The organism is Ralstonia sp. R-29, assembly GCF_049913345.1.
Classification (GTDB): Bacteria; Pseudomonadota; Gammaproteobacteria; order Burkholderiales; family Burkholderiaceae; genus Ralstonia.
Genome location: NZ_CP184377.1, coordinates 2,184,765 through 2,205,148, shown reverse-complemented (window position 1 = coordinate 2,205,148; position 20,384 = coordinate 2,184,765). Strand labels below are relative to the sequence as shown.

The following is a 20,384-nucleotide window of genomic DNA, read 5'->3' as shown; positions in this document are numbered from 1 at the left end:
TTTTCTGACTTTTTACGCACACCATGAGCGCACCGCACGAGAAGATGGCTTTCCAGGCAGAAGTGAAGCAGCTTCTGCATCTGATGATCCACTCGCTGTACAGCAACAAGGAAATCTTCCTGCGGGAGTTGGTTTCCAATGCGTCGGATGCGGTGGACAAGCTGCGCTTCGAAGGCATCGCCGATCCGTCGCTACTCGAAGGCGGCGGTGAGCTGGGTATCCGTATCGGCTTCGATGCCGCCGCGCGCACCATCACGATTGCCGACAACGGCATCGGCATGAGCCGCGACGAGGCCATCCGCAACCTCGGCACCATCGCCCGCTCGGGCACGCGCGAGTTCTTCAGCCAGCTCTCGGGCGATCAGCAGAAGGACGCCGCCCTCATCGGCCAGTTTGGCGTGGGCTTCTACTCGGCCTTCATCGTGGCCGACCGCGTGGCCGTGGAATCGCGCCGCGCCGGCGTGGCCGCCAATGAAGGCGTGCGCTGGGAAAGCACCGGCGACGGCGAATTCACCGTCGACACCATCGAGCGTGCCGAACGCGGCACCACCATCACGCTGCACCTGCGCGAGGGCGAGGACGATTTTCTCTCCGCCTGGCGCATCAAGTCGGTCGTGCAGAAGTATTCGGACCACATCTCTCTGCCGATCCAGATGCGCAAGGAAACGTGGGACGAAGAGAAGAAGGCGATGGTCCCCCAGGACGAATGGGAAACCATCAACCAAGGCAGCGCCCTGTGGGCCCGCCCGCGCGCCGACGTGACCGACGAGCAGTACATCGCCTTCTACCAGCACATCGCGCACGAAAACGGCAAGCCGCTGGCCTGGACGCACAACCGCGTGGAAGGTCGCAGCGAGTACACGCAGCTGCTGTACCTCCCGACCAACGCGCCGTTTGACCTGTGGGACCGCGAGCGCCGCAGCGGTCTGAAGCTGTACGTCAAGCGCGTGTTCATCATGGACGACGCCGAGCAACTGCTACCGGGCTACCTGCGCTTCGTGAAGGGCGTGATCGACTCGGCCGATCTGCCGCTGAACGTGTCGCGCGAAATCCTGCAGGAAAGTCGCGATGTGAAGGCCATCCGCGAGGGCTCGACCAAGCGCGTGCTCGGCATGCTCGAATCGATGGCCGAGTCGGATGACGCCGCCGAGAAGGAAAAGTACGCCACCTTCTGGCAGCACTTCGGCCAGGTGCTCAAGGAAGGCATCGGCGAAGACCACGCCAACAAGGACCGCATCGCCAAGCTGCTGCGCTTTGCCTCTACGCACAACGAAGACAGCGCCCAGACCGTCTCGCTGACGGACTACATCGGCCGCATGAAGGAAGGCCAGGACAAGATCTACTACGTGACCGCCGAGAACTGGACGGCCGCCAAGTCGAGCCCGCACCTGGAAATCTTCCGCAAGAAGGGCGTGGAAGTGCTGCTGCTGACCGACCGCGTGGACGAGTGGATGCTCTCGTTCCTGCACGACTTCGAAGAGAAGGAACTGGTGTCGGTCGCGCGTGGCGATCTGGACCTGGGCGCCATGGAAGACGAAGCCGAGAAGGCCGAGCACGCCAAGGTGGAAGGCGAGTTCAAGGCGCTGGTCGAGCGTGCGAAAGCGGTGCTGACTGACAAGGCCAAGGACGTGCGCATCACGCATCGCTTGACGGATTCGCCGTCGTGCCTGGTGGCGGACGAGGGCGATATCAGCGGCACGCTGGCACGCCTGCTCAAGCAGGCTGGTCAGCAAGCGCCTGATAGCAAGCCGGTGCTGGAGCTGAACCCGACGCATCCGCTGGTGCGCAAGCTCGCATTGCTAGAAACCGTCACGAGCAGCGAGACGGATCGCGCTGCGTTTGAAGATCGTCTGCACGTGCTGTTCGATCAGGCTCTGCTGGCTGAAGGCGGCTCGCTGACGGACCCGGCGACCTACGTGCAACGCGTGAACCGTCTGCTGGCCTAACGACCAACGTGACGCTCAAGCGATGCTTCCCACCCGTGGTCGACGCGCATACACGCGTGTTGATCCTGGGCAGCCTCCCCGGCGAAGCATCGCTTGCGCAAGCGCAGTACTACGCCTACAAGCACAACAAGTTTTGGGAGCTTGTTGGCGACGTCATCGGCGAGGACCTGCGTGGCATGCAATATGCCGCGCGGTTGCAAACGCTGCTGGCGCATCACGTTGGATTGTGGGACGTGGTGGCCGAAGCCAAGCGCGAGGGCAGTCTGGACAGCAAGATCAAAGACCACGCCGGCAATGATTTGGTGGGCTTAATCGAATCGCTACCGAAGCTGTCTGTGATTGCTTTCAATGGTGGGACTGCTGAACGCATTGGTATAACGGCGCTCGGGCAGCATGGTGATCGGCATCACATCCTGCGGCTTCCTTCCAGTAGTCCGGCGTATACGGTTCCGTACTCCGAAAAGCTGCGCGTTTGGCGGCAACTGCGGTCATGGCTGGATATGCCTGACTGACAGCGTCTGGGCGAATACAGCCAAGGCAGCAAGCCCAGCGCGGCGGCGGCTTCTCGTTCTTGTCGTCCGACCGCGGACTGCGCCCGCGTCTTTTCCATCCCGTACCCAATCAGCTTGGTGCGCGACTGCACTGCATGTCCCATCGGTATGTCTTGCCCTCGATGTTTGCCCCTTCACTCGAAGCATGTGGACGGGTTGGAACGGCGTTTGCTCCTGGGTCATCACAGTCCCCTAGGAACCTCACCTGAGTGCCCTGGGAAGACTGATCACCCAAAAGATGGAGGACCACATGAGGAAGACAACTTCAATCAGTGCACTTGCATTTGTCATCGCCAGCGTTCTGGCCGGCTGTACTGCCGCCGGTAGCGGAACGGGTTCGGCTGCAGGCTCAGGGAGTGTGACGCCTGGGGGCTCGATGTCTCAACCGGGATATGGGACTGGCACAAGCTCAAGCGGCAGCGCGAGCGGGGCAGCTACTGGGTCCAGCAGTACGGCGCCACGCTAAGCGAAACGACGTTTGCACAACTGTCCATCGACGGGCCCCCACGTACTTATAAAGCGGGGCCCGGTTTTTTTGCGGGCATAGTCGACACGTGAGCTGTGGCTGACTGCCACGCAATGCCGACCATCGCCTCTGTGTGACACGCGCGAACAGGTACGCGCCATGCTGCCCATTGTGCCTACTGCCAACCTATTCGGCAGGACGAGGAGGCGAGATGGCAACCTGGACTGGAAGCTGGCGGAACCAATACGGCTCCGTCGTGACGTTGAACGAAGAAGGTAACCGCCTGTCCGGCACATTCCGGACCGCGCTGCATGACAGCGGTTTCTTTGGACGGGACTACGAGGTGGTCGGAACGTGCCATGGCGATTGCATTGCGTTTGCGTTCGCCGGGTCGACGCCCAAGGGCGACATGGTGTGCGCGTTCACAGGCGTATTGCGCGAGGGCAAGATGCAGACCGTCTGGCACGTTGTGTCGGACAAGCAGGCGTGGCCGCATGCGGTCGTGACTAACGCAGACACCTTCGAGCGTATCCCCGGGTAGGGTAGGTAGGTCGGCGATTCGGGGTTCCGATGCTCGTGTTGCTGGCGTGGCACGCGCCGGTCCTCAGTGAACGCTGATAGCGCTTCGTGCCCCTTGCTCCGCTGTGGATGCATCGAGCGGCGATCTGACCCTCCGCCTACACTGTGCGCTGCGCGCCAACGCGCAACGCCAGGCAAGTACCGCCGGCCACATCCATTACACAAGGAGCGCTTTTCACATGACCACCCCGTCGATGTACGAATTTCTGGTGCCCACCGTCAACCGCATGCTCGGCAACCTGACCGCGCTGCTGGACAAGGCTGCCGCGCATGCCGAAGCCAAGAAATTCGACCCGGCCAATCTGCTGAACGCGCGTCTGGCGCCCGACATGCATTCGTTCACGCGACAGGTGCAGATTGTGTGCGATATGGCCAAGGGTGGCGCCGCACGCCTGTCGGGCACCGAGGTGCCGTCGTATGCCGACACGGAGGCGTCCATTGATGAGCTGAAGGCGCGTATCGCCAAGACGCTGGCGTTCGTCAACAGCATCGACGCGGCGGCCTTTTCCGGCAGCGAAGATCGTCAGGTCACGCTCAAGAGCCCCACGCGCGAACTGCAGTTCAATGGACTCGACTACCTGCGCAGCTTCGTGCTGCCGAACTTCTATTTCCATATCACCACGGCCTACGCGCTGCTGCGGCATAACGGCGTGGAGATCGGCAAGCAGGACTATCTCGGCCGCGCCTGAATGCGGCAGCCCTGGCTCGCGCGGGCCCGAAGGGCTGCGCGCGTGTCACAATCGCGCCCGTGGCCGGCACGGGGGGTGTCGGCGCTGTCTGTTATCGGGCCTTAACATGCCGTTTCTTGGAATCGGGTTTCACGTCATCGTCGCGCTGTTCTTTGCCGTGCACGTCGTGCGCAGCAACCAGAACATGTACTGGCTGTTCATCCTCTTTGCCTTCCCGCTGTTTGGCAGCGTGGTGTATTTTTTCGCGATCTACTTGCCGGAGATGCGCCACTCGCGTGGTGCCCGCGTTGCTAGCCGCGCCGTCACGCAACTGATCGACCCCAAGCGTGCCGTGCGAGAAGCGCGCAACGACTTCGACCGTGCGCCGACCGTGCAACACCGCCTTCGCCTGGGCGAAGCCTTGCTGGAAGCCGGCGATGCCAAGGAAGCGCGCGAGCACTTCGAGCAGGCCGCGACCGGCCCCTTTGCTGGCGACCCGGCCGTGTTGTTGGGCTTGGCCCGCGCGCAGTTCGCCACCGGCGATGCAGCGCTCACCAAGAGCACGCTCGACACCCTGTTCGAAGCGCACCGCGTGACGCGTCAGCAGCCCGATCCGACATTGCTGTACGCCCGCGCGCTGGCCGCGACGAACGCACCCAACACCCGCGAGGCCTTCGAGCAGGCCCTGACGTGCGCCAACGATGCCGCCGCCCGCTGCCTGTTCGGCGAATGGCTGCTCGCCCAGAACAACGACGCCGACAAACAGCGCGCCCAGGCCCTGTTTGAAGAGATCCTGCGCGATGCCAAACACTGGACGCGCTACGCCAAAGACCACAATCGCGAATGGCTGCAGCGCGCGCAAGCTGCCCAATCGTCTTCCCGTTGATCCGCCTGAATCGTTTTATGACGCTGTTGAAACGCAAATCCATCGAGGCAGTGGCCTCGCGCCGCCCGGCCCGCGCCAAGCGCGAAGACCGCCTGGACCACGATGACGAACCGAAGCGCATGGCGCCGCGCTTTGCCCCGGTCACGTTCTCTGAACTGGCTGGCGTGCGCTATCTGCACTTTGGCACCGAGTGGGTGCAGGGTGCCATGCGCCTGTCCAAGCCCGACGCCATCGAGCTGGAGTACGCCCGGCAGATGATGGCGTGGCTGCTGTTTCTTGACCCGGCTTCGCGGCCGGATTTCCATGTCGTGCAGCTTGGGCTGGGCGCAGCGGCGCTCACCAAGTTCTGCCACCGCCAACTCGCGCCCGCGCAGGTGACTGCGGTGGAGTTGAATCCCTCGGTCATCGTCGCGGCACACAGCATGTTCAACATGCCGTTCAACGATGCGCGCCTGAACGTGTTGGAGCAGGACGCCTACGATTGGGTGATGGATGCCAACCACCATGGCACTGTCGATGCGTTGCAGATCGACCTGTACGACGCCACGGCGCGTGGGCCGGTGCTGGATACGCCCGCGTTCTACAAGGCCTGCCGGCAGGTGCTGCGCTCACCGGGTGTGATGACCATCAACCTGTTTGGTGACCACACCAGCTTCCCGCGCAATATCGAGCGGATTTGCGATGCGTTTGATAACCGCGTGCTGGTCTTCCCCGAAGTCCATGACGGGAATGTGATTGCGCTGGCGTTCAATGGGCCGCCCCTGCAGGTGAGTTGGGAGGCCGTGCAGGAACGTGCTGCTGCGCTGCAGGCTTCGCTTAAGTTGCCGACTAAGGGGTGGGTTGAGGGGTTGCGTAACGCTAATGCTGGTCAAGAGGACGCGCTGGCGATTTGATTTTTTGTTGGTGGTCCATCCCCGGTATCGTCCCCTGCCGGGGCCGACTCACTTTTCTTTGTCTTGCCAAAGAAAAGTAAGCAAAAGAAAGGCGCGCCCGAGATGGCGACAGACTCCTTGAATTTGCGTAACCGTGCGGAGGCCGGGAAAACTCGCTTCGCTCAGACAGTTCCCGGTCTTTTTTCCGCCTGCTTACGAAAATTCAAGGCGCCATCAAGGGCTCAACGTCAAAAGAAAAAGGCCAACCCATCGTGAGGTTGGCCTTGTCGTTTGGGCTGGTGCCCCGAGGGTTTGGCTTTTGTCCTTTGACTTTCCTGCCCTATGCGGCGCCTTGAATTTCTGTTGCAAGGAGGAAAAAGAGGGGAGGCTTGTCTGAGCGCAGCGAGTTTGCCTCCCCTCCCTCCTTGCGACAGAAATTCAAGGAGGTTGTCGCCGCATCGGGCGCGCCTTTCTTTGCTTACTTTCTTTGGCAAGACAAAGAAAGTGAGTCAGCCCCGGCAGGGGATGAAACAAGGGATGGACCACCAAGGCCCAAACCCCAAATCACAGCCCATCACTTCGACAGCAGTCGCATCGCCGATTCCAACCCAGCAATCGTCACCGGATACATCCGCGTCTTCACGATCTGGTTGATAACCGAGATGGACTGCCGGTACTCCCACAAGCCCTCCGGCTCCGGGTTGAGCCAGACAAACTTCGGAAACTGCTCAATCAACCGCTTAAGCCACACCGCACCGGCCTCAGCGTTGTTGTATTCCACCGAGCCCCCGGCCTGCAGAATCTCGTACGGGCTCATCGTCGCATCGCCCACAAAGATCAGCTTGTAGTCGGGCGGGTACTTGCGGATGACGTCCCACGTGGAGAAGCGCTCCGCATGGCGGCGCCGGTTGTTCTTCCACAAATGCTCGTACACGCAGTTGTGGAAGTAGTAGTACTCCAGGTGCTTGAACTCGGTCTTGGCCGCAGAGAACAGCTCTTCCACGCGCTTGATGTGGTCGTCCATCGAGCCGCCTACGTCCATCAGCATCAGCACCTTGACGTTGTTGTGCCGCTCGGGGCGCATCTTGATGTCGAGCAGGCCGGCGTTGGCGGCGGTGGAGTGGATGGTGTCGTCCAGGTCCAGTTCGATATCTGCGCCATCACGCGCGAACTTGCGCAGGCGGCGCAGCGCGACCTTGATGTTGCGCGTGCCGAGTTCGACGGTGTCGTCGTAATCCTTGTAGGCGCGCGCTTCCCACACCTTGACCGCCGTGCGGTTGCCCTTGGATGGCCCGCCGATGCGGATTCCCTCAGGGTTGTAGCCGCCGTGCCCGAACGGTGACGTGCCGCCGGTGCCGATCCACTTGTTGCCGCCTTCGTGGCGCTCGTGCTGCTCGTTCAGCAGTTCCTTCAGCCGCTCCATCAGCTTGTCGAGGCCGCCCATGGCTTCGATCTTCGCTTTCTCTTCCGGCGAGAGTTCACGCTCGAGCTTCTTGGTGAGCCAGTCCAACGGAATGTCCGCACGCCAGTCGACTGCGCCTTCCACGCCCTTGAAGTACGCGCCGAAGGCCTGGTCGAATTTGTCGAAGTGCTTTTCGTCCTTCACCAGCGTCATGCGCGCCAGGAAGTAGAACTCGTCGAGTGACGGTGCGATGACCTGCTGCTTGAGCCCTTCGAGCAGCGTCAGGTATTCCTTGACCGAGACCGGCAGCTTGGCGTGCCGCAGGGTAAAGAAGAAATCGATGAGCATGGGGATCCTCCGGCGTTCAGCCGCGCGGCTGCTCCAGCTTGTATTGCAGATGGCGTTTCACGGTCAGCCATTCCGATTCGATGATCGAGAACACCACCGTGTCGCGGAAGCTGCCGTCGGGCATGCGCTGGTGATTGCGCAGCACGCCGTCTTGCTTGGCGCCCAGGCGGGCAATGGCGGCGCGGCTTTGGTGGTTCATCCAGTGCGTGCGGAATTCCACGGCAATGCAGCGCAGTGTCTCGAACGCATGCGTAAGCAGCAGCAACTTGCATTCGGTGTTGATGGCCGTGCGCTGCACCGATTTGGCATACCACGTGTGGCCGATTTCCAGCCGGCGGTTGGCCTCATCCACGTTGAAGAAGCGTGTGGCGCCGACCACCTTGCCGGGTTGCCCGTCGCGCATCTCGCGCACGACGAAGGGCATGGCACCCAGGCGCTCGCGCATGTCCAGCGCAGTGGCCAGCCAGTCGACGGTCTTATCTGGCGAAGGTACGGAGGTGTACCAGAGCTTCCACAAATCGCCGTCGGCGGCTGCGGCGCGGACTTCGTCCACGTGTTCGGCGCCGAGCGGCTCCAGCCAGGCGTGCTGGCCCGACAGCGTGACGGGTTCGATCAGGCGTGACATGTTGCGGCCCAGCTCAGCGGTTGGCGCGGTTCATGAAGACCAGGCGCTCGAACAGATGCACGTCCTGCTCGTTCTTGAGCAGCGCGCCGTGCAGCGGCGGAATGGCCGCGTTCTTGTCCTGGCTGCGCAGCGATTCCGGCGGAATGTCTTCAGCCAGCAGCAGCTTGAGCCAGTCGATCAGCTCGGAGGTCGAGGGCTTCTTCTTCAGCCCCGGCAGGTTGCGCATCTCGTAGAACGCGTCCAGCGCGGCCTTGACCAGCGCCGGCTTGATGCCCGGGTAGTGCACATCCACGATGGCTTGCATCGTTTCCGCATCCGGAAACTTGATGTAGTGGAAGAAGCAGCGGCGCAGAAAGGCGTCGGGCAGCTCCTTCTCGTTGTTCGACGTGATGATGACCAGCGGGCGGTGTTTGGCGCGGATGGTTTCGCGCGTCTCGTACACGTAGAACTCCATGCGATCCAGCTCGCGCAGCAGGTCGTTCGGGAATTCGATGTCGGCCTTGTCGATCTCGTCGATCAGCAGCACGACGGGCTGGTTCGCCTCAAACGCCTGCCACAGCACGCCCTTGACGATGTAGTTGCGGATGTCGTGGACTCGTTGGCTACTTTCCTTGTCGCCCAGTTGCGAATCGCGCAAGCGCGAGACGGCATCGTACTCGTACAGGCCTTGCTGCGCCTTGGTGGTGGATTTGACGTGCCATTGCAGCAGCGGCATGCCCAGCGCGGCGGCCACTTCCTCGGCCAGCATGGTCTTGCCCGTACCCGGCTCGCCCTTGATGAGCAGCGGGCGCTGCAACGTCATCGATGCGTTGACGGCGAGCTTGAGGTCATCGGTGGCGACGTACTGTTCGGAGCCTTCGAAGCGCGCACGCTGGCCGGATGCGGCAGGCGAGGTAGTGGTGTTCATCGTCAAGCCTACTGAGCGGTAAAAGATTGGGAAACGGCCAGTATAAGAGCATTTGGCCGTTTGCCGCCGGGCGCTGGGGGCGTGCTTATTGGGCGTGCCGGGCGCGCCATTCCCCGCTGTCAAGTCACGGGACCCCTAACTGGACTGAGAAAAAAACCGTGCGTTACAATGCGCCGGTTTGACGCACCTCAAACGACCGTCTTATGGCTAGAGTCAGCAGACCGCAGCCAGCAGCCGGTCAAGGCGCCCAAAGAGACAGCCAGCAGACAGTGAGGCGGGCAGGGCGGGCAGGATTCTGAAACTCCACGCTTAAGAACGAGATGAAAAAGATCCTCACCATGGTGGCCGCATTGGGCGCATTGGGCGCATTGGGCGCATTAGGCGCGCTGGCCGCCGCCAACACCGCCACCGCAGCCGACGTTCAGGGCAACGCGGCCGCTGCCGAAAACAAGGTCGCCATGTGCATCGGCTGCCATGCCATTCCGGACTACAAGACGTCGTTCCCCGAGGTGTATCGCGTGCCCTATCTGGGTGGCCAGAACGCCAAGTACATCGAAAGCGCGCTGCATGCGTATCAGAAGGGTGATCGCAAGCATCCGACCATGCGCGCCATCGCTGGCTCGTTGAACGATCAGGACATCGCCAACCTCGCTGCGTACTACTCGCAGCAGACGGCCGCGACCCAGAACAACCCCCAGAAGTGACGAGGACGAATATGAAAAAGATCTCGCTTGGTTTGGGCGTGTTGATGCTGGCTGCCGCTGTTTCGGCGCAAGCCGCTGATCTGGAAAAGGGCAAGCAACTGGTGGAGAAGGGCGGCTGCGTGGCTTGCCATGGTGCCGGCCTGAATGCGCCCATCTCGCCGGACTATCCGAAGCTCGCCGGCCAGCATGGTGATTACATCTACCACGCACTGCTGGCCTATCAGACCAGCAACAACCCGCTGATGGGCCGCAGCAACGCCATCATGGCGGGTCAAGTGAATGCCAATCCTTCCAAGAACGACAAAGACGGCAAGCCGCACCCGTTCACGCAGGCAGAGTTGAAGGACATGGCTGCTTACATCGAATCGCTGCCGGGTTCGCTGGTGCTCAAGAAGTAATCGGGCAATCCGCAGGCAAAGAAAAACCGCTCTTCGGAGCGGTTTTTTATTGGCGGATGCGGTTGCTTAACGGGCGGTGGCGCGTTTGCGCACACATTCGATGTAGGCCTCGCCATTCGGCGGCAGACCGGTGCGCTGCGCCGTCCACAGCATCTGGCCAAGGCACTCCATCACCTGATGCTGGGCTTCGTGCGGAGAATCCAGCCGCTGAGCCAGCGCTTCATACGCAGCACGGATGCCGCGCGGCTGGTCCACCGACACCTGTTCGCTGATCGACAGATGCATCGACAAGTGCAGGAACGGGTTGCTCTGGCCGCTCTCGGGCGTGTAGTCATGGGCGAGGGCTTCGTCGCCGGCTTCCAGGGTGTCGTGGTATTCGGGATGCTGCTGCATCCAGTCGACCGCCATGGCTTCGAGCGGCGTGAGGATTTCAGCCTGACGGTGCTTGCGCCAGGCGCCGCAAAAGAATTGGCGAACTTCGTCGCGGGAGGGATTGAACATGATCCCGCTATTGTACTGGCGTGCCCCGCTGCGTGCCGGTGCGACGCCAACGCTACAATGGCCGTCCACACCGCAGACGGCACGCCCACCATCAATGCCGCACACCATGAGACCACTCGCCGATTCCCCTCTCGCTGCACGCGCGGCCGACAAGCTGCTCGGCGTGCTGCTGATTGCCGTGTCCGCCGCGTCATTTGGCGCGATGGCTATCTTCACGCACTACGCCTATGCGAGCGGTGCCAATGTGGTGGGCCTGTTGATGGTGCGTTTCGTCATCGCAGCCGCGGCGCTGATGGTGGTGATGCGCGTGCGCCGCATCGGTATCCCGCCGTGGTCGCGTGTGGCGGGGCTGGCGGCGATGGGCGGCATTGGCTATGCCGGGCAGTCGTTCACGTTTTTCTCCGCGCTGAACTACGCTCCGGCCAGCTTAGTGGCGCTGCTGCTGTATCTGTATCCAATGTTCGTGACGGTGCTGGCGGCCATCTTCCTGCGTGAACGATTGACCGCGACGGCCATCATCGCGCTCGTGCTGTGCTCGGTTGGCGCTGGGCTGACGGTGGGCGGCGCGGGCCTGACGGGCGGCAGCCTGCTTGGCATTGCGCTGGGCGTGACGTCGGCGGTGATCTACTCGATCTACATCACGGTGGGTGCACGGGTGACGCGCGGGCTCGATCCGCTGGCGTGTACGACGGTCATCTGCACTGCGGCGGCCGTGGTGTACACGGGCATGGCGCTGGTCGGCGCGCCTGCACATCTGCCCGGCACGTTCGGCGGGTGGGCGGCGGCCGTGGCGATTGCCGGTCTGTCGACGGTGGTGGCCATCCTGACGTTCTTTGCCGGGCTGCAGAAGCTGGGCGCGGCGCAGGCGTCGATGCTGTCGACGCTGGAGCCCGTGGTGACCGTGCTGCTGGCGGCGTTGCTGCTGGGCGAATCGATTGCACCCATGCAGATGACGGGCGGCGTGCTGATCCTAGTGGGCGTGCTGTGGCTCACGCGTGCAGATGCCAAGCCTGCCGGCCATGGGTCAGAAGACATGGCCTGACGCCGGCGCGATGTCCAAACAAAAACCGCCCGACCAGGCCTGAACCCGGTCGGGCGGTTTGCGTTTCAGCCTTCAGGCGATTACTTCTTCGGCCCGCTCGGCAGGCGTTGCAGGCTCTGCACCCGCATCAGCGCCGGACGATCCGCCAACACGCCATCGTAGAACGACGCCAGGTCACCCTTGAGCGCGGTGCGCGACGCATCGTTCAGATAGATCATGTGGCCCGAAGGGTAATTCTTGATCGTCAGGTTCTTCGCCTTGATGGTCGGGTCGAGCGGCATCTGCGCCAGCGTCAGCTCGCTCTGGTGGAACGGCGTGACGGCGTCGAAGTAGCCACTGGCCTGCAGCACCTTCAGGTCGGGGTTCAGGCTCATCGTCGAGGCCAGGTCGCCGGCGGTGTACAGCGTGTTGCCGCCGCCCTTGTTGGCACCCGTCGGGTCGATGTGGCTGAAGTCCCAGTTGTTGAACACGGCGTCGTTCAGGTCCACGAACGACGAGGTCGACGTGTACTTGAGCTGGGTGTTCAGGTAGCTGTTCCACAGCACCGTGTACACGCCGCCGATGTTGGAGATCGACGGATCGTTGCTACCCGAATTCGGCAGGATGAACGGTGCGATGCCTTTGCCCGTGTAGTTGGCGCGGCCGTCATACTGGCCGATCTGGATGCCCGGGTTCAGCGTCAGGAAGAACGTGTACGGCGGGTTGTTGTTCTGCGATGGCACGTTGCCCAGCGCCGCCGGATTGCCGAACGTCTGGATCAGCGAGAGCGGATCGGTGCCGATGTACGAGCCCATCGTCTGCGCCGTCGCCAGGTTCAGGTTCAGGCGCACGTTGACGAAGCCGCCGTCCGCTGCGCTCGGTGCCTGTGCCAGCGGTGCGAGCGTGTTGTCCGCGTAGTCGCGCGCCTGGGCCATATAGCTGTCGAGATCGGCGGGCGGCGGGTTCACCGTCGTCTTCTTCCAGTACCACGCGTCTGCAGCGAGCGTCGGGAAGGTGCCGACGGCCGAGAGCGCATTCGCATAGTCGAGGATCGACGACTGCAGCGTGATGCCGTTCAGCTCGATGCCGTCTTCATGCAGCACCCACGACACCACCGCACTGCGCGCCGTGCCATACGACTCGCCGAACAGGAACTTGGGCGAGTTCCAGCGCGAGTACTTGGTCAGGTAGCGCTGGATGAAGCGGTCGATCGAGCGTGCGTCCTGATCCACGCCCCAGAAGTCCTTGTTCTTGGCCGGTGCAATGGCGGCCGAATACCCGGTGCCGACCGGGTTGATGAACACCAGGTCGGATCGGTCGAGCAGGCTGTCGGGGTTGTCGGGCAGCTTGTACGGTGCAGGCGGCGTGAAGTTCGGGAACGACGACTGCAGCCGCTTCGGCCCAAACGAACCCAGCAGCAGGAACACCGACGACGAACCCGGGCCGCCGTTATAGAAGAACGTAACCGGGCGCGGCTTGGACGGGTCGGGATTGTCCTGCGTGTAGGCCACGTAGAACATCGTCGCGTTGGACTGCGAGGTGACCGGGTCGATGGTCGTCAGGTGGCCGGCGGTGGCGGTGTAGGCGATGCTCTTGCCGCCGATGGTGACTGTGTGGTGCGTGATGGCAGCGTTTTCGCCCGGATCGGCAGCGAGCGCGTCGTTGGGGCCGGTGCCGTAGACGTTCGGGTCCACATAAGGCTGGTCGGGCGGCACGGCGGCCGTGACCGGTTGCGTGGTCGCGTTGCCCGCGTTGGCGGCAACGCCGCTGGGGCTGGCGCTGGCGGATGAGTCTCCACCGCCGCAACCCGCCAGCAGCACGGCGGACAACGCCGCTGCCACAAACGATGCGCCCATGGCTCTGGGCAAACCTGCAAAATCACTGGTCGATAACCTGGATTTCTTCATGGCGATAATGGCCTTTTTCAGGGTGACGAACGCCATCACTTAAAACGGATGGTTTTAAGTGGGCTCCATATCCGGATTGCGTTTTGTAATTTCTATCCGGCGCAAAGCGGATATTCTGGTTTCCCGTATATTGATGGGAAATTAATGCAATGATTTTCGATTGGGCAAGGCTTCTCCCTGAAACTCATCAGAGTCTCAAAACAAAGCATTCCATAGAGTCAATACGCAGGCGCGTTTGCGCAAAGTTGATTGCTGCTATGCGAAAACGTTAGCGCGAATATGTCCGTCGCTTCATTTAAATGAAAGCGCCGGCCGAACGTCTCCAGACCTCGGGTAATTCAACGACGAACCAAAAAGTAGTTCGTAAGGAAACCGTTGTAAAGGTCTGTTTTTCGTCGCATGCGGCTGGCTGGTAAAAAAGACATTCGTGATTCTGTTCGGTGTTATCAAAAGGCGATTAACTACAAGCCGCGCATGTCATTTTTCACCGCCTTAACGATGGGATCGCCCCATCTTGGTGCCCGAACGGGGCCTGCGGAGCGCGGCACAGCGCATTACAATGCGCTCCTCAACTCTTCCTGGAGCGCCTAGCAATGCCCATGCTTGAACCGTCCGTGCTGGACCAACTGTTCCACGCAGCCCGCACTCACAACGTGTGGCTGGACAAGCCGGTCGACGACGAACTGCTGCACACCCTGTATGACACCGTGAAGTACGGCCCGACCGCCGCCAACAGCACGCCGGCGCGCTTCGTGTTCGTCAAGAGTGCGGCTGCCAAGGAGCGCCTGGTGCCGTGCATGTCGGCCGGCAACCAAGAGAAGACGCGCCTGGCACCCGTGACCGTGATCGTGGCGTACGACACGCAGTTCCACGAGCAACTGCCCAAGCTGTTCCCGCACACCGATGCGCGCTCCTGGTACGCCGGTGACCAGGCCAAGATCAACGCCGCCGCGCTGATGAACAGCTCGCTGCAAGGCGGCTATCTCGTGATCGCCGCACGTGCGCTGGGCCTGGACTGCGGCCCGATGGCCGGTTTCGACGCCGACAAGGTCAACGCAACGTTCTTCGCCGATGGCCAGTGGAAGGTCAACTTCATCATGAACATCGGCTACGGCGATGCGGAGAAGCTGCACCCGCGCAACCCGCGCCTGTCGTTTGAAGAGGCGTGCAAGATCGCCTGATCGACAGCGATCGTGCAAAGAAGAAACGGGGGATGTTGAGTCCCCCGCTTTTTTTTATTCCTTCGGCGCTGGCGTCTTCGGTTTGAATTCGCACAGCGGCTCGATCGCGCAGTGCCAGCATTCAGGCTTGCGCGCTTTGCACACGTAGCGCCCGTGCAGGATCAGCCAGTGGTGGGCGTCTTGGCGGAATTCTTCGGGCACCACCTTTAGCAGTTTCAGCTCGACTTCCAGCACGTTCTTGCCGGGTGCCAGCCCGGTGCGGTTGGCCACGCGAAAGATATGCGTATCCACCGCAATCGTCGGTACGCCAAAGGCCGTGTTCATCACCACGTTCGCCGTTTTGCGGCCCACGCCGGGCAGGGATTCCAGCGCGGCCTGGTCGCGTGGCACCTCGCCGCCGTACTGGTCGAGCAGGATGCGGCACGTCTGCAGGATGTGCTTGCCCTTGGTGCGGTACAGGCCGATGGTCTTGATGTATTCCGTCAGGCCTTCCTCGCCCAAGGCCAGTATCTTGGCCGGTGTATTGGCCACCGGAAACAGCTTGCGCGTGGCCTTGTTCACGCCCACGTCCGTTGCTTGCGCCGACAGCAGCACCGCAATCAGCAACTCGAACGGCGTGGTGTATTCCAGCTCGGTGGTTGGCGTCGGGTTGTTCTCGCGCAGGGTCTCGAAGATGGCGTGGCGCTTGGCGGGATTCATCGTCGGGGCGTTAGGTGTGGTCGGCGTCGGGTTTGGCGCGGTGCTCGATCTGCTCAGCGATGCGCTTGCGGCGGGCCTCGGCTTCGTCGATCTGCGCTTGCACGTCGGCCGGCACATCGGTCACGTTACGCGGACCTTGCCCGCGCGCCGCCATCTCGGCCTGCTTCTGGCGTGCGCGTTCGATGGCGGCCTGGATGATCGCCTTCTTGCGCGCTTGTGCTGCCAGTTCTGCTTCATCAGCGGGCTGCTCCGCGCTCACGGCAGCCAGCTTGGCGGCGGCCTTGGCGGCGAGGCGGGCTTCGTTCTCGGCCTGCTCGCGCTTGAGGCGCGCGTTGCGGAAGACGTAGCGGTCGCGGGCGATGTCGGCTTGTTCCTGGCTCCACGCGTTCCACCCCGTGCGGTCGCCCGTGACGGGCACCATGTCGATGCAATCGACGGGGCAGGGCGCAACGCACAGGTCGCAGCCCGTGCACCAGTCTTCGAGCACCACGTGCATCGCCTTGGGCGCGCCGACGATGGCGTCGACCGGGCAAGCCTGGATGCATAGCGTGCAGCCGATGCAGCGTTGCGGATCGATGACGGCGATTGCGCGCGCTTGTTCGACGCCGTTGGCTGGGTCGAGCGGCAGCAGTTCACCTGTGCGGCCGAGCGCATCGGACAGGCGGCGGATGCCCTCCACGCCGCCCGGGGGGCAGCGGTTGGGCAGCGCTTCGCCGTTGGCCATGGCCTCAGCGTAGGGGCGGCAGCCGTTGTAGCCGCACTTGGTGCACTGGGTTTGCGGCAGGAGGTTTTCGAGCCGGTCGGCTAAGGAAACCACGATGGGACTTGTCGTTTGAATAGCCCGCCATTATCGCCGATTTGCCGGGCGCGCAAGGGGTGCATGCCCTGACGCCGCTTGCGCCAAGTCACCCGTTGACCATGTGACATAATTCTTTCGTTCTAAACGGACCGACGTGCCATGTCGTCTTACCCCGCCGCGCCGTTCTCCGACGTCGAAGCCATCGACTCCCCCAGCGATCCCGCCACGCCACGCGTACGCCGCGATCCGGCCGGCACGCGCCGCCGCATCCTCGCAGCGGCGCTCGAGGAGTTCTCGCGTGGCGGCTTTGCCGGTGCCCGCGTCGACGCCATTGCCAAGCGCGCGGAGACCAACGAGCGCATGCTGTATTACTACTACGGCAGCAAGGAGAAGCTCTTCCTCACCGTGCTCGAGCACATGTATTTCCGCTTCAAGCAGGCGGAGGAACAGGTGCAGATCGAGTCATCCGACCCGCGCGAAGCCGTCATCCAGCTCGCGCGTTTCGTCTGGGATTTCTATTACGAAAATCCCGAGTTCATCCGCCTGCTCAACAGCGAGAACCTGCACGAGGCACGGCATTTGAAGACCTCGCCGCACCTGGGCGAACTGGTCAATCCGGTCATCGATGTGCTGCGCGGCGTGGTCGAGCGCGGGCAACGTAGCGGCGTTTTCAGCGAAGATGTCGACGTGTCCCGGTTGTATCTGACGATTTCAGCGCTGGGGTATTACGTGCTGTCCAACCGCTACACCATCAGCGCGGTGGTGGGCCGCGACATCGCCTCGGCGGATGAGCACGAGGCCTTCGCGCAGTTGCACATCAAGATGCTGTTGGCCTATCTGGAGCGGCCAAAAGGCTGATCTGCGCGCCACTGCAAACAAAAAAGCCTCGCGATCTGCGAGGCTTTTTCGTGGGTACGTCCTAGTGCGTCTGGCTTAGGCGACGGCCTTGATGCGCGGCGTGTTCTGGTCGTACTGGCGGATGAAGTCGCGCAGTTGCGGATAGACCTGCTCGCGCCAGCGGCGGCCAGAGAAGATGCCGTAGTGGCCGCACTTGGGCGCCGTCAGATGCTGTTTGCGCGCTTTCGGGATGCCGGAGCACAGCTCATGCGCGGCTTCGGTCTGGCCACTGCCGGAAATGTCGTCCAGCTCGCCCTCAATGGTGAACAGCGCCGTGTTCTTGATGTCCTGCGGGCGCACCGGCTTGCCTTCGATCACCCACGTGCCATTGGCTAGGTGGAATTCCTGGAATACGTCACGGATGGTTTCCAGGTAGTAATCGGCGGCCATGTCGAGCACGGCGTTGTACTCATCGTAGAAACGCACGTGGGCTTCAGCGTCTTCCGTGTCGCCTTCGATCAGGTTCAGGTAGTAGTCGTAGTGCGACGACAGGTGGCGGTCCGGGTTCATGGCGACGAAGCCGGCATGCTGCAGGAAGCCCGGATACACCTTGCGGCCGTGGCCCGGGTAGTTGGCCGGCACCGTGTAGATCACGTTGGTCTCGAACCAGCTATGCGACTTGTTGGTCGCCAGCGAGTTGACGGCGGTCGGACTCTTACGCGCATCGATCGGGCCGCCCATCATGGTCATGGTGCGCGGCGTCTTTTCGCCGTCCGAGGCCATCAGCGAGATGGCGGCCAGCACCGGCACGGTCGGCTGGCACACCGAAATCACGTGCAGCTTCTCGGCGCCAATGTGGTTGATGAACTCGCGGATGTAGTTGATGTAGTCCGACAGGTGGAACGCGCCTTCTTCCAGCGGCACCATGCGGGCGTCGATCCAGTCGGTCACGTACACCTTGTGGTCCTGCAGCAGCGTGCGGACGGTGTCGCGCAGCAGCGTGGAGTGGTGGCCCGACAGCGGGGCGCACACCAACACCACGGGCTCGTCCTTGAGCAGCTTGATGGTCTCGGCGTCGTCGGCGTAGCGCTTGAAGCGGATCAGGCGGCAGAACGGCTTTTCGATGATGGTCTGCTCGACGATCGGGATGTCGCGGCCGTTGGATTTGACGGAGCGGATGCCGAATTCCGGCTTCTCGTATTCCTTGCCTAGGCGATACAGCAGTTCGTAGCCTGCGGCGTAGCGTTGCGCGCCGGGCACCATGGACAGCGGGCTGAGCGGGTTGGTGAAAGTCTTGGCGGTCGCTTGAGCCCAGGCCGTCATCGGGCTGAGCAGGGCGCGCTGGAATTCGTGGAGCTGGTAAAGCATGGCTGGACCGGTCTGTGGTGGCGAGGGCAAACGCAAACGATTATGCGCTCAGGTGTATGTTACTGCGATGCAGCACAAACCCTGATAACAGAGTGTTGCGCGGCTTATATGATGCGCCCGTGTCAGTTGCCCTCTATCCAGCAAAAAAGCGGCCGAAGCCGCTTTTCTTTTTGCAATTGCGCCTACCGCGTGGCGCTTGCAGCACCTTACAGCACGTCGGCGATGGCGTTCACTACGGCGTCGATGTTGTGCGTGTTCAGCGCGGCCACGCAGATGCGGCCCGTCGACACAGCGTAGATGCCGTGCTCGTTACGCAGGCGATCCACTTGTGCCGAGGTCAGGCCCGAGTACGAGAACATGCCGCGCTGCGCCTTCACGAACGAAAAGTCGGTCTTCACGCCCTTGGCAGCCAGCTTGTCGACCAGCGCATTGCGCATCGACTTGATGCGGTCGCGCATTTCGCCCAGTTCCTGCTCCCACATGGCGCGCAGTTCGGGGCTGTTCAGCACCGTGGCGACCACCGTGCCGCCGTGCGTGGGCGGGTTGGAGTAGTTGGTGCGGATCACGCGCTTGACTTGCGACAGCACGCGGGTGGCTTCGTCCTTGCTGGTCGTCACGATCGACAGGGCGCCGACGCGCTCGCCGTACAGGGAGAACGACTTCGAGAACGAGCTCGACACGAAGAACGGCAGGCCCGATTCCGCAAACAGTTGCACGGCCAGGCCGTCTTGTTGGATGCCGTCGGCAAAGCCTTGGTAGGCCATGTCGAGGAACGGGATCAGATTCTTGGCCTTGATGACTTCGACGACCTGCTTCCACTGGTCGGCAGTCATGTCCACGCCGGTCGGGTTGTGGCAGCAAGCGTGCAGCACGATGATGGTGTTCGCTGCGTAGCTGTTCAGCGAATCCAGCAGGCCAGCGAAGTTCAGGCCGTGCGACGGGGCATCGTAGTACGCGTAGTTGACGACTTCGAAGCCAGCCGATTCGAACAGCGCGCGGTGGTTTTCCCAGCTCGGGTCGGAAATGGCGACCTTGGCGTTCGGGTACAGGCGCTTGAGGAAGTCGGCGCCGATCTTCAGTGCGCCGGTGCCGCCCAGGGCTTGCGCCGTGACTACGCGGCCTTCGGAGATGAGCGCAGAATCCGCACCGAACAGCAGCTTCTGCACGGCCTGGTCGTAGGCGGCAATGCCTTCGATGGGCAGGTAGCCGCGCGGAGCGACAGTCGCCAGGCGAGCCTTTTCGGCTTCCTGCACGGCGCGCAGCACCGGAATTTTCCCTTCGTCGGTGAAGTACACGCCCACGCCCAGATTCACTTTGGTGCTGCGGGTATCGGCGTTGAAAGCTTCATTCAGGCCCAGGATGGGGTCGCGCGGGGCCAGTTCGACGGCGGAGAAAAGCGACATGAGATGTGTCTCGATCGGTTGGTTCGGAATTCGGTGGAGTGCTGCAGGCGGTGCGCCGCAAGCGGTCGGCAGGGCTGCCGACGCCGAATGCATGAAGCGGGCACAAGACCGAATTGTACCGAATACAGGCTCTAATCGCCCGAAAAATCCTTGCAGAACAGGGGCATAAAGCGATTTGGTGGGCGGTACAGATGCGGCATTCCAGACCTCCAAACGATTGCCAGAGCGGCACGCTACACTAGACGATTGGTTGCAATTGCCGCCGCCGCCCTCATTTGCTGGGGACGTGCGAGTCACTTTGTCGACTTCCTGCGCT

Annotated in this window: 20 protein-coding genes; 11 read left to right on the top strand and 9 right to left on the bottom strand. The window is 62.3% G+C overall.

What is annotated here, in order from left to right; translation table 11 throughout:
• Positions 1 to 23: 23 nt before the first annotated feature.
• The 6 genes from htpG (at position 24) to ACN9M1_RS10290 (ending at position 5,989) form a co-directional block, all read left to right on the top strand.
• Positions 24 to 1,946, top strand: a complete 1,923-nt coding sequence (gene htpG, locus ACN9M1_RS10315) for a molecular chaperone HtpG (protein WP_426394101.1) — start codon at positions 24 to 26, stop codon at positions 1,944 to 1,946.
• An 8-nt stretch (positions 1,947 to 1,954) separates the two neighbouring features.
• Positions 1,955 to 2,458 carry a DNA-deoxyinosine glycosylase gene (locus ACN9M1_RS10310; RefSeq protein ID WP_426394100.1) on the top strand — a complete coding sequence of 168 codons (504 nt, stop codon included), beginning with the start codon at positions 1,955 to 1,957 and terminating at the stop codon, positions 2,456 to 2,458.
• 716 nt (positions 2,459 to 3,174) lie between these two features.
• Complete coding sequence (locus ACN9M1_RS10305; protein WP_426394098.1) at positions 3,175 to 3,504, top strand: avidin/streptavidin family protein; 330 nt, start codon at positions 3,175 to 3,177, stop codon at positions 3,502 to 3,504.
• A gap of 217 nt (positions 3,505 to 3,721) precedes the next feature.
• On the top strand, positions 3,722 to 4,231 hold the full coding sequence (locus tag ACN9M1_RS10300) for a DUF1993 domain-containing protein (RefSeq protein WP_426394097.1): 510 nt from the start codon (positions 3,722 to 3,724) through the stop codon (positions 4,229 to 4,231).
• Positions 4,232 to 4,337: 106 nt separating this feature from the next.
• Positions 4,338 to 5,096, top strand: a complete 759-nt coding sequence (locus ACN9M1_RS10295) for a tetratricopeptide repeat protein (protein ID WP_426394095.1) — start codon at positions 4,338 to 4,340, stop codon at positions 5,094 to 5,096.
• 17 nt (positions 5,097 to 5,113) lie between these two features.
• Positions 5,114 to 5,989, top strand: a complete 876-nt coding sequence (locus tag ACN9M1_RS10290; RefSeq protein ID WP_426394093.1) for a spermidine synthase — start codon at positions 5,114 to 5,116, stop codon at positions 5,987 to 5,989.
• Positions 5,990 to 6,542: 553 nt separating this feature from the next.
• On the opposite strand, the gene ACN9M1_RS10285 is transcribed toward ACN9M1_RS10290, so the two are convergent.
• The 3 genes from ACN9M1_RS10285 to ACN9M1_RS10275 are packed head-to-tail and all read right to left on the bottom strand — an operon-like array spanning position 6,543 to position 9,250.
• Positions 6,543 to 7,718 (bottom strand): vWA domain-containing protein, encoded by a 1,176-nt coding sequence (locus ACN9M1_RS10285; protein ID WP_426394091.1) that lies wholly within the window; start codon positions 7,716 to 7,718, stop codon positions 6,543 to 6,545.
• 16 nt (positions 7,719 to 7,734) lie between these two features.
• Positions 7,735 to 8,343, bottom strand: a complete 609-nt coding sequence (locus tag ACN9M1_RS10280) for a GNAT family N-acetyltransferase (RefSeq protein ID WP_426394090.1) — start codon at positions 8,341 to 8,343, stop codon at positions 7,735 to 7,737.
• A gap of 13 nt (positions 8,344 to 8,356) precedes the next feature.
• Positions 8,357 to 9,250, bottom strand: coding sequence for an AAA family ATPase (locus ACN9M1_RS10275; RefSeq protein WP_426394088.1), 894 nt, complete (start codon positions 9,248 to 9,250; stop codon positions 8,357 to 8,359).
• Between the two features lie 320 nt (positions 9,251 to 9,570).
• On the opposite strand from ACN9M1_RS10275, the gene ACN9M1_RS10270 reads away from it, so the two are divergent.
• Together ACN9M1_RS10270 and ACN9M1_RS10265 are read left to right on the top strand one after the other, a co-directional pair.
• Positions 9,571 to 9,954 carry a c-type cytochrome gene (locus ACN9M1_RS10270; protein WP_426394086.1) on the top strand — a complete coding sequence of 128 codons (384 nt, stop codon included), beginning with the start codon at positions 9,571 to 9,573 and terminating at the stop codon, positions 9,952 to 9,954.
• 11 nt (positions 9,955 to 9,965) lie between these two features.
• Positions 9,966 to 10,352 (top strand): c-type cytochrome, encoded by a 387-nt coding sequence (locus ACN9M1_RS10265; protein ID WP_426394084.1) that lies wholly within the window; start codon positions 9,966 to 9,968, stop codon positions 10,350 to 10,352.
• Positions 10,353 to 10,418: 66 nt separating this feature from the next.
• Here ACN9M1_RS10265 and ACN9M1_RS10260 read toward each other — a convergent pair whose 3' ends face one another.
• Complete coding sequence (locus tag ACN9M1_RS10260; protein ID WP_426394082.1) at positions 10,419 to 10,853, bottom strand: DUF1841 family protein; 435 nt, start codon at positions 10,851 to 10,853, stop codon at positions 10,419 to 10,421.
• Positions 10,854 to 10,959: 106 nt separating this feature from the next.
• Here ACN9M1_RS10260 and ACN9M1_RS10255 point away from each other — a divergent pair, with 106 nt between their 5' ends.
• Entirely contained in the window at positions 10,960 to 11,895 is a 936-nt protein-coding gene (locus ACN9M1_RS10255) for a DMT family transporter (RefSeq protein WP_426394081.1), read from the top strand.
• Positions 11,896 to 11,975: 80 nt separating this feature from the next.
• Here the strand turns inward: ACN9M1_RS10255 and ACN9M1_RS10250 are convergent, their stop codons facing one another.
• A complete protein-coding gene (locus ACN9M1_RS10250; RefSeq protein WP_426394080.1) occupies positions 11,976 to 13,730 on the bottom strand; it encodes a S10 family peptidase in 1,755 nt (584 codons plus the stop codon).
• Positions 13,731 to 14,374: 644 nt separating this feature from the next.
• On the opposite strand from ACN9M1_RS10250, the gene ACN9M1_RS10245 reads away from it, so the two are divergent.
• The gene (locus tag ACN9M1_RS10245; RefSeq protein WP_426394079.1) at positions 14,375 to 14,962 is read left to right on the top strand and encodes a malonic semialdehyde reductase; all 588 of its coding nucleotides are present in this window, start codon (positions 14,375 to 14,377) and stop codon (positions 14,960 to 14,962) included.
• Positions 14,963 to 15,016: 54 nt separating this feature from the next.
• On the opposite strand, the gene nth is transcribed toward ACN9M1_RS10245, so the two are convergent.
• Both nth and rsxB read right to left on the bottom strand, forming a co-directional pair.
• The gene (gene nth, locus ACN9M1_RS10240; RefSeq protein WP_426394077.1) at positions 15,017 to 15,661 is read right to left on the bottom strand and encodes an endonuclease III; all 645 of its coding nucleotides are present in this window, start codon (positions 15,659 to 15,661) and stop codon (positions 15,017 to 15,019) included.
• 10 nt (positions 15,662 to 15,671) lie between these two features.
• On the bottom strand, positions 15,672 to 16,481 hold the full coding sequence (rsxB, locus tag ACN9M1_RS10235; protein ID WP_426398845.1) for an electron transport complex subunit RsxB: 810 nt from the start codon (positions 16,479 to 16,481) through the stop codon (positions 15,672 to 15,674).
• 138 nt (positions 16,482 to 16,619) lie between these two features.
• Between rsxB and ACN9M1_RS10230 the strand changes: the two genes are divergently transcribed.
• The gene (locus ACN9M1_RS10230; protein WP_426394076.1) at positions 16,620 to 17,318 is read left to right on the top strand and encodes a TetR/AcrR family transcriptional regulator; all 699 of its coding nucleotides are present in this window, start codon (positions 16,620 to 16,622) and stop codon (positions 17,316 to 17,318) included.
• A gap of 75 nt (positions 17,319 to 17,393) precedes the next feature.
• Here the strand turns inward: ACN9M1_RS10230 and ACN9M1_RS10225 are convergent, their stop codons facing one another.
• Both ACN9M1_RS10225 and ACN9M1_RS10220 read right to left on the bottom strand, forming a co-directional pair.
• Entirely contained in the window at positions 17,394 to 18,665 is a 1,272-nt protein-coding gene (locus tag ACN9M1_RS10225) for a polyhydroxyalkanoate depolymerase (RefSeq protein ID WP_426394074.1), read from the bottom strand.
• Positions 18,666 to 18,871: 206 nt separating this feature from the next.
• The gene (locus ACN9M1_RS10220) at positions 18,872 to 20,068 is read right to left on the bottom strand and encodes an amino acid aminotransferase (RefSeq protein ID WP_426394072.1); all 1,197 of its coding nucleotides are present in this window, start codon (positions 20,066 to 20,068) and stop codon (positions 18,872 to 18,874) included.
• Positions 20,069 to 20,384 lie beyond the last annotated feature (316 nt).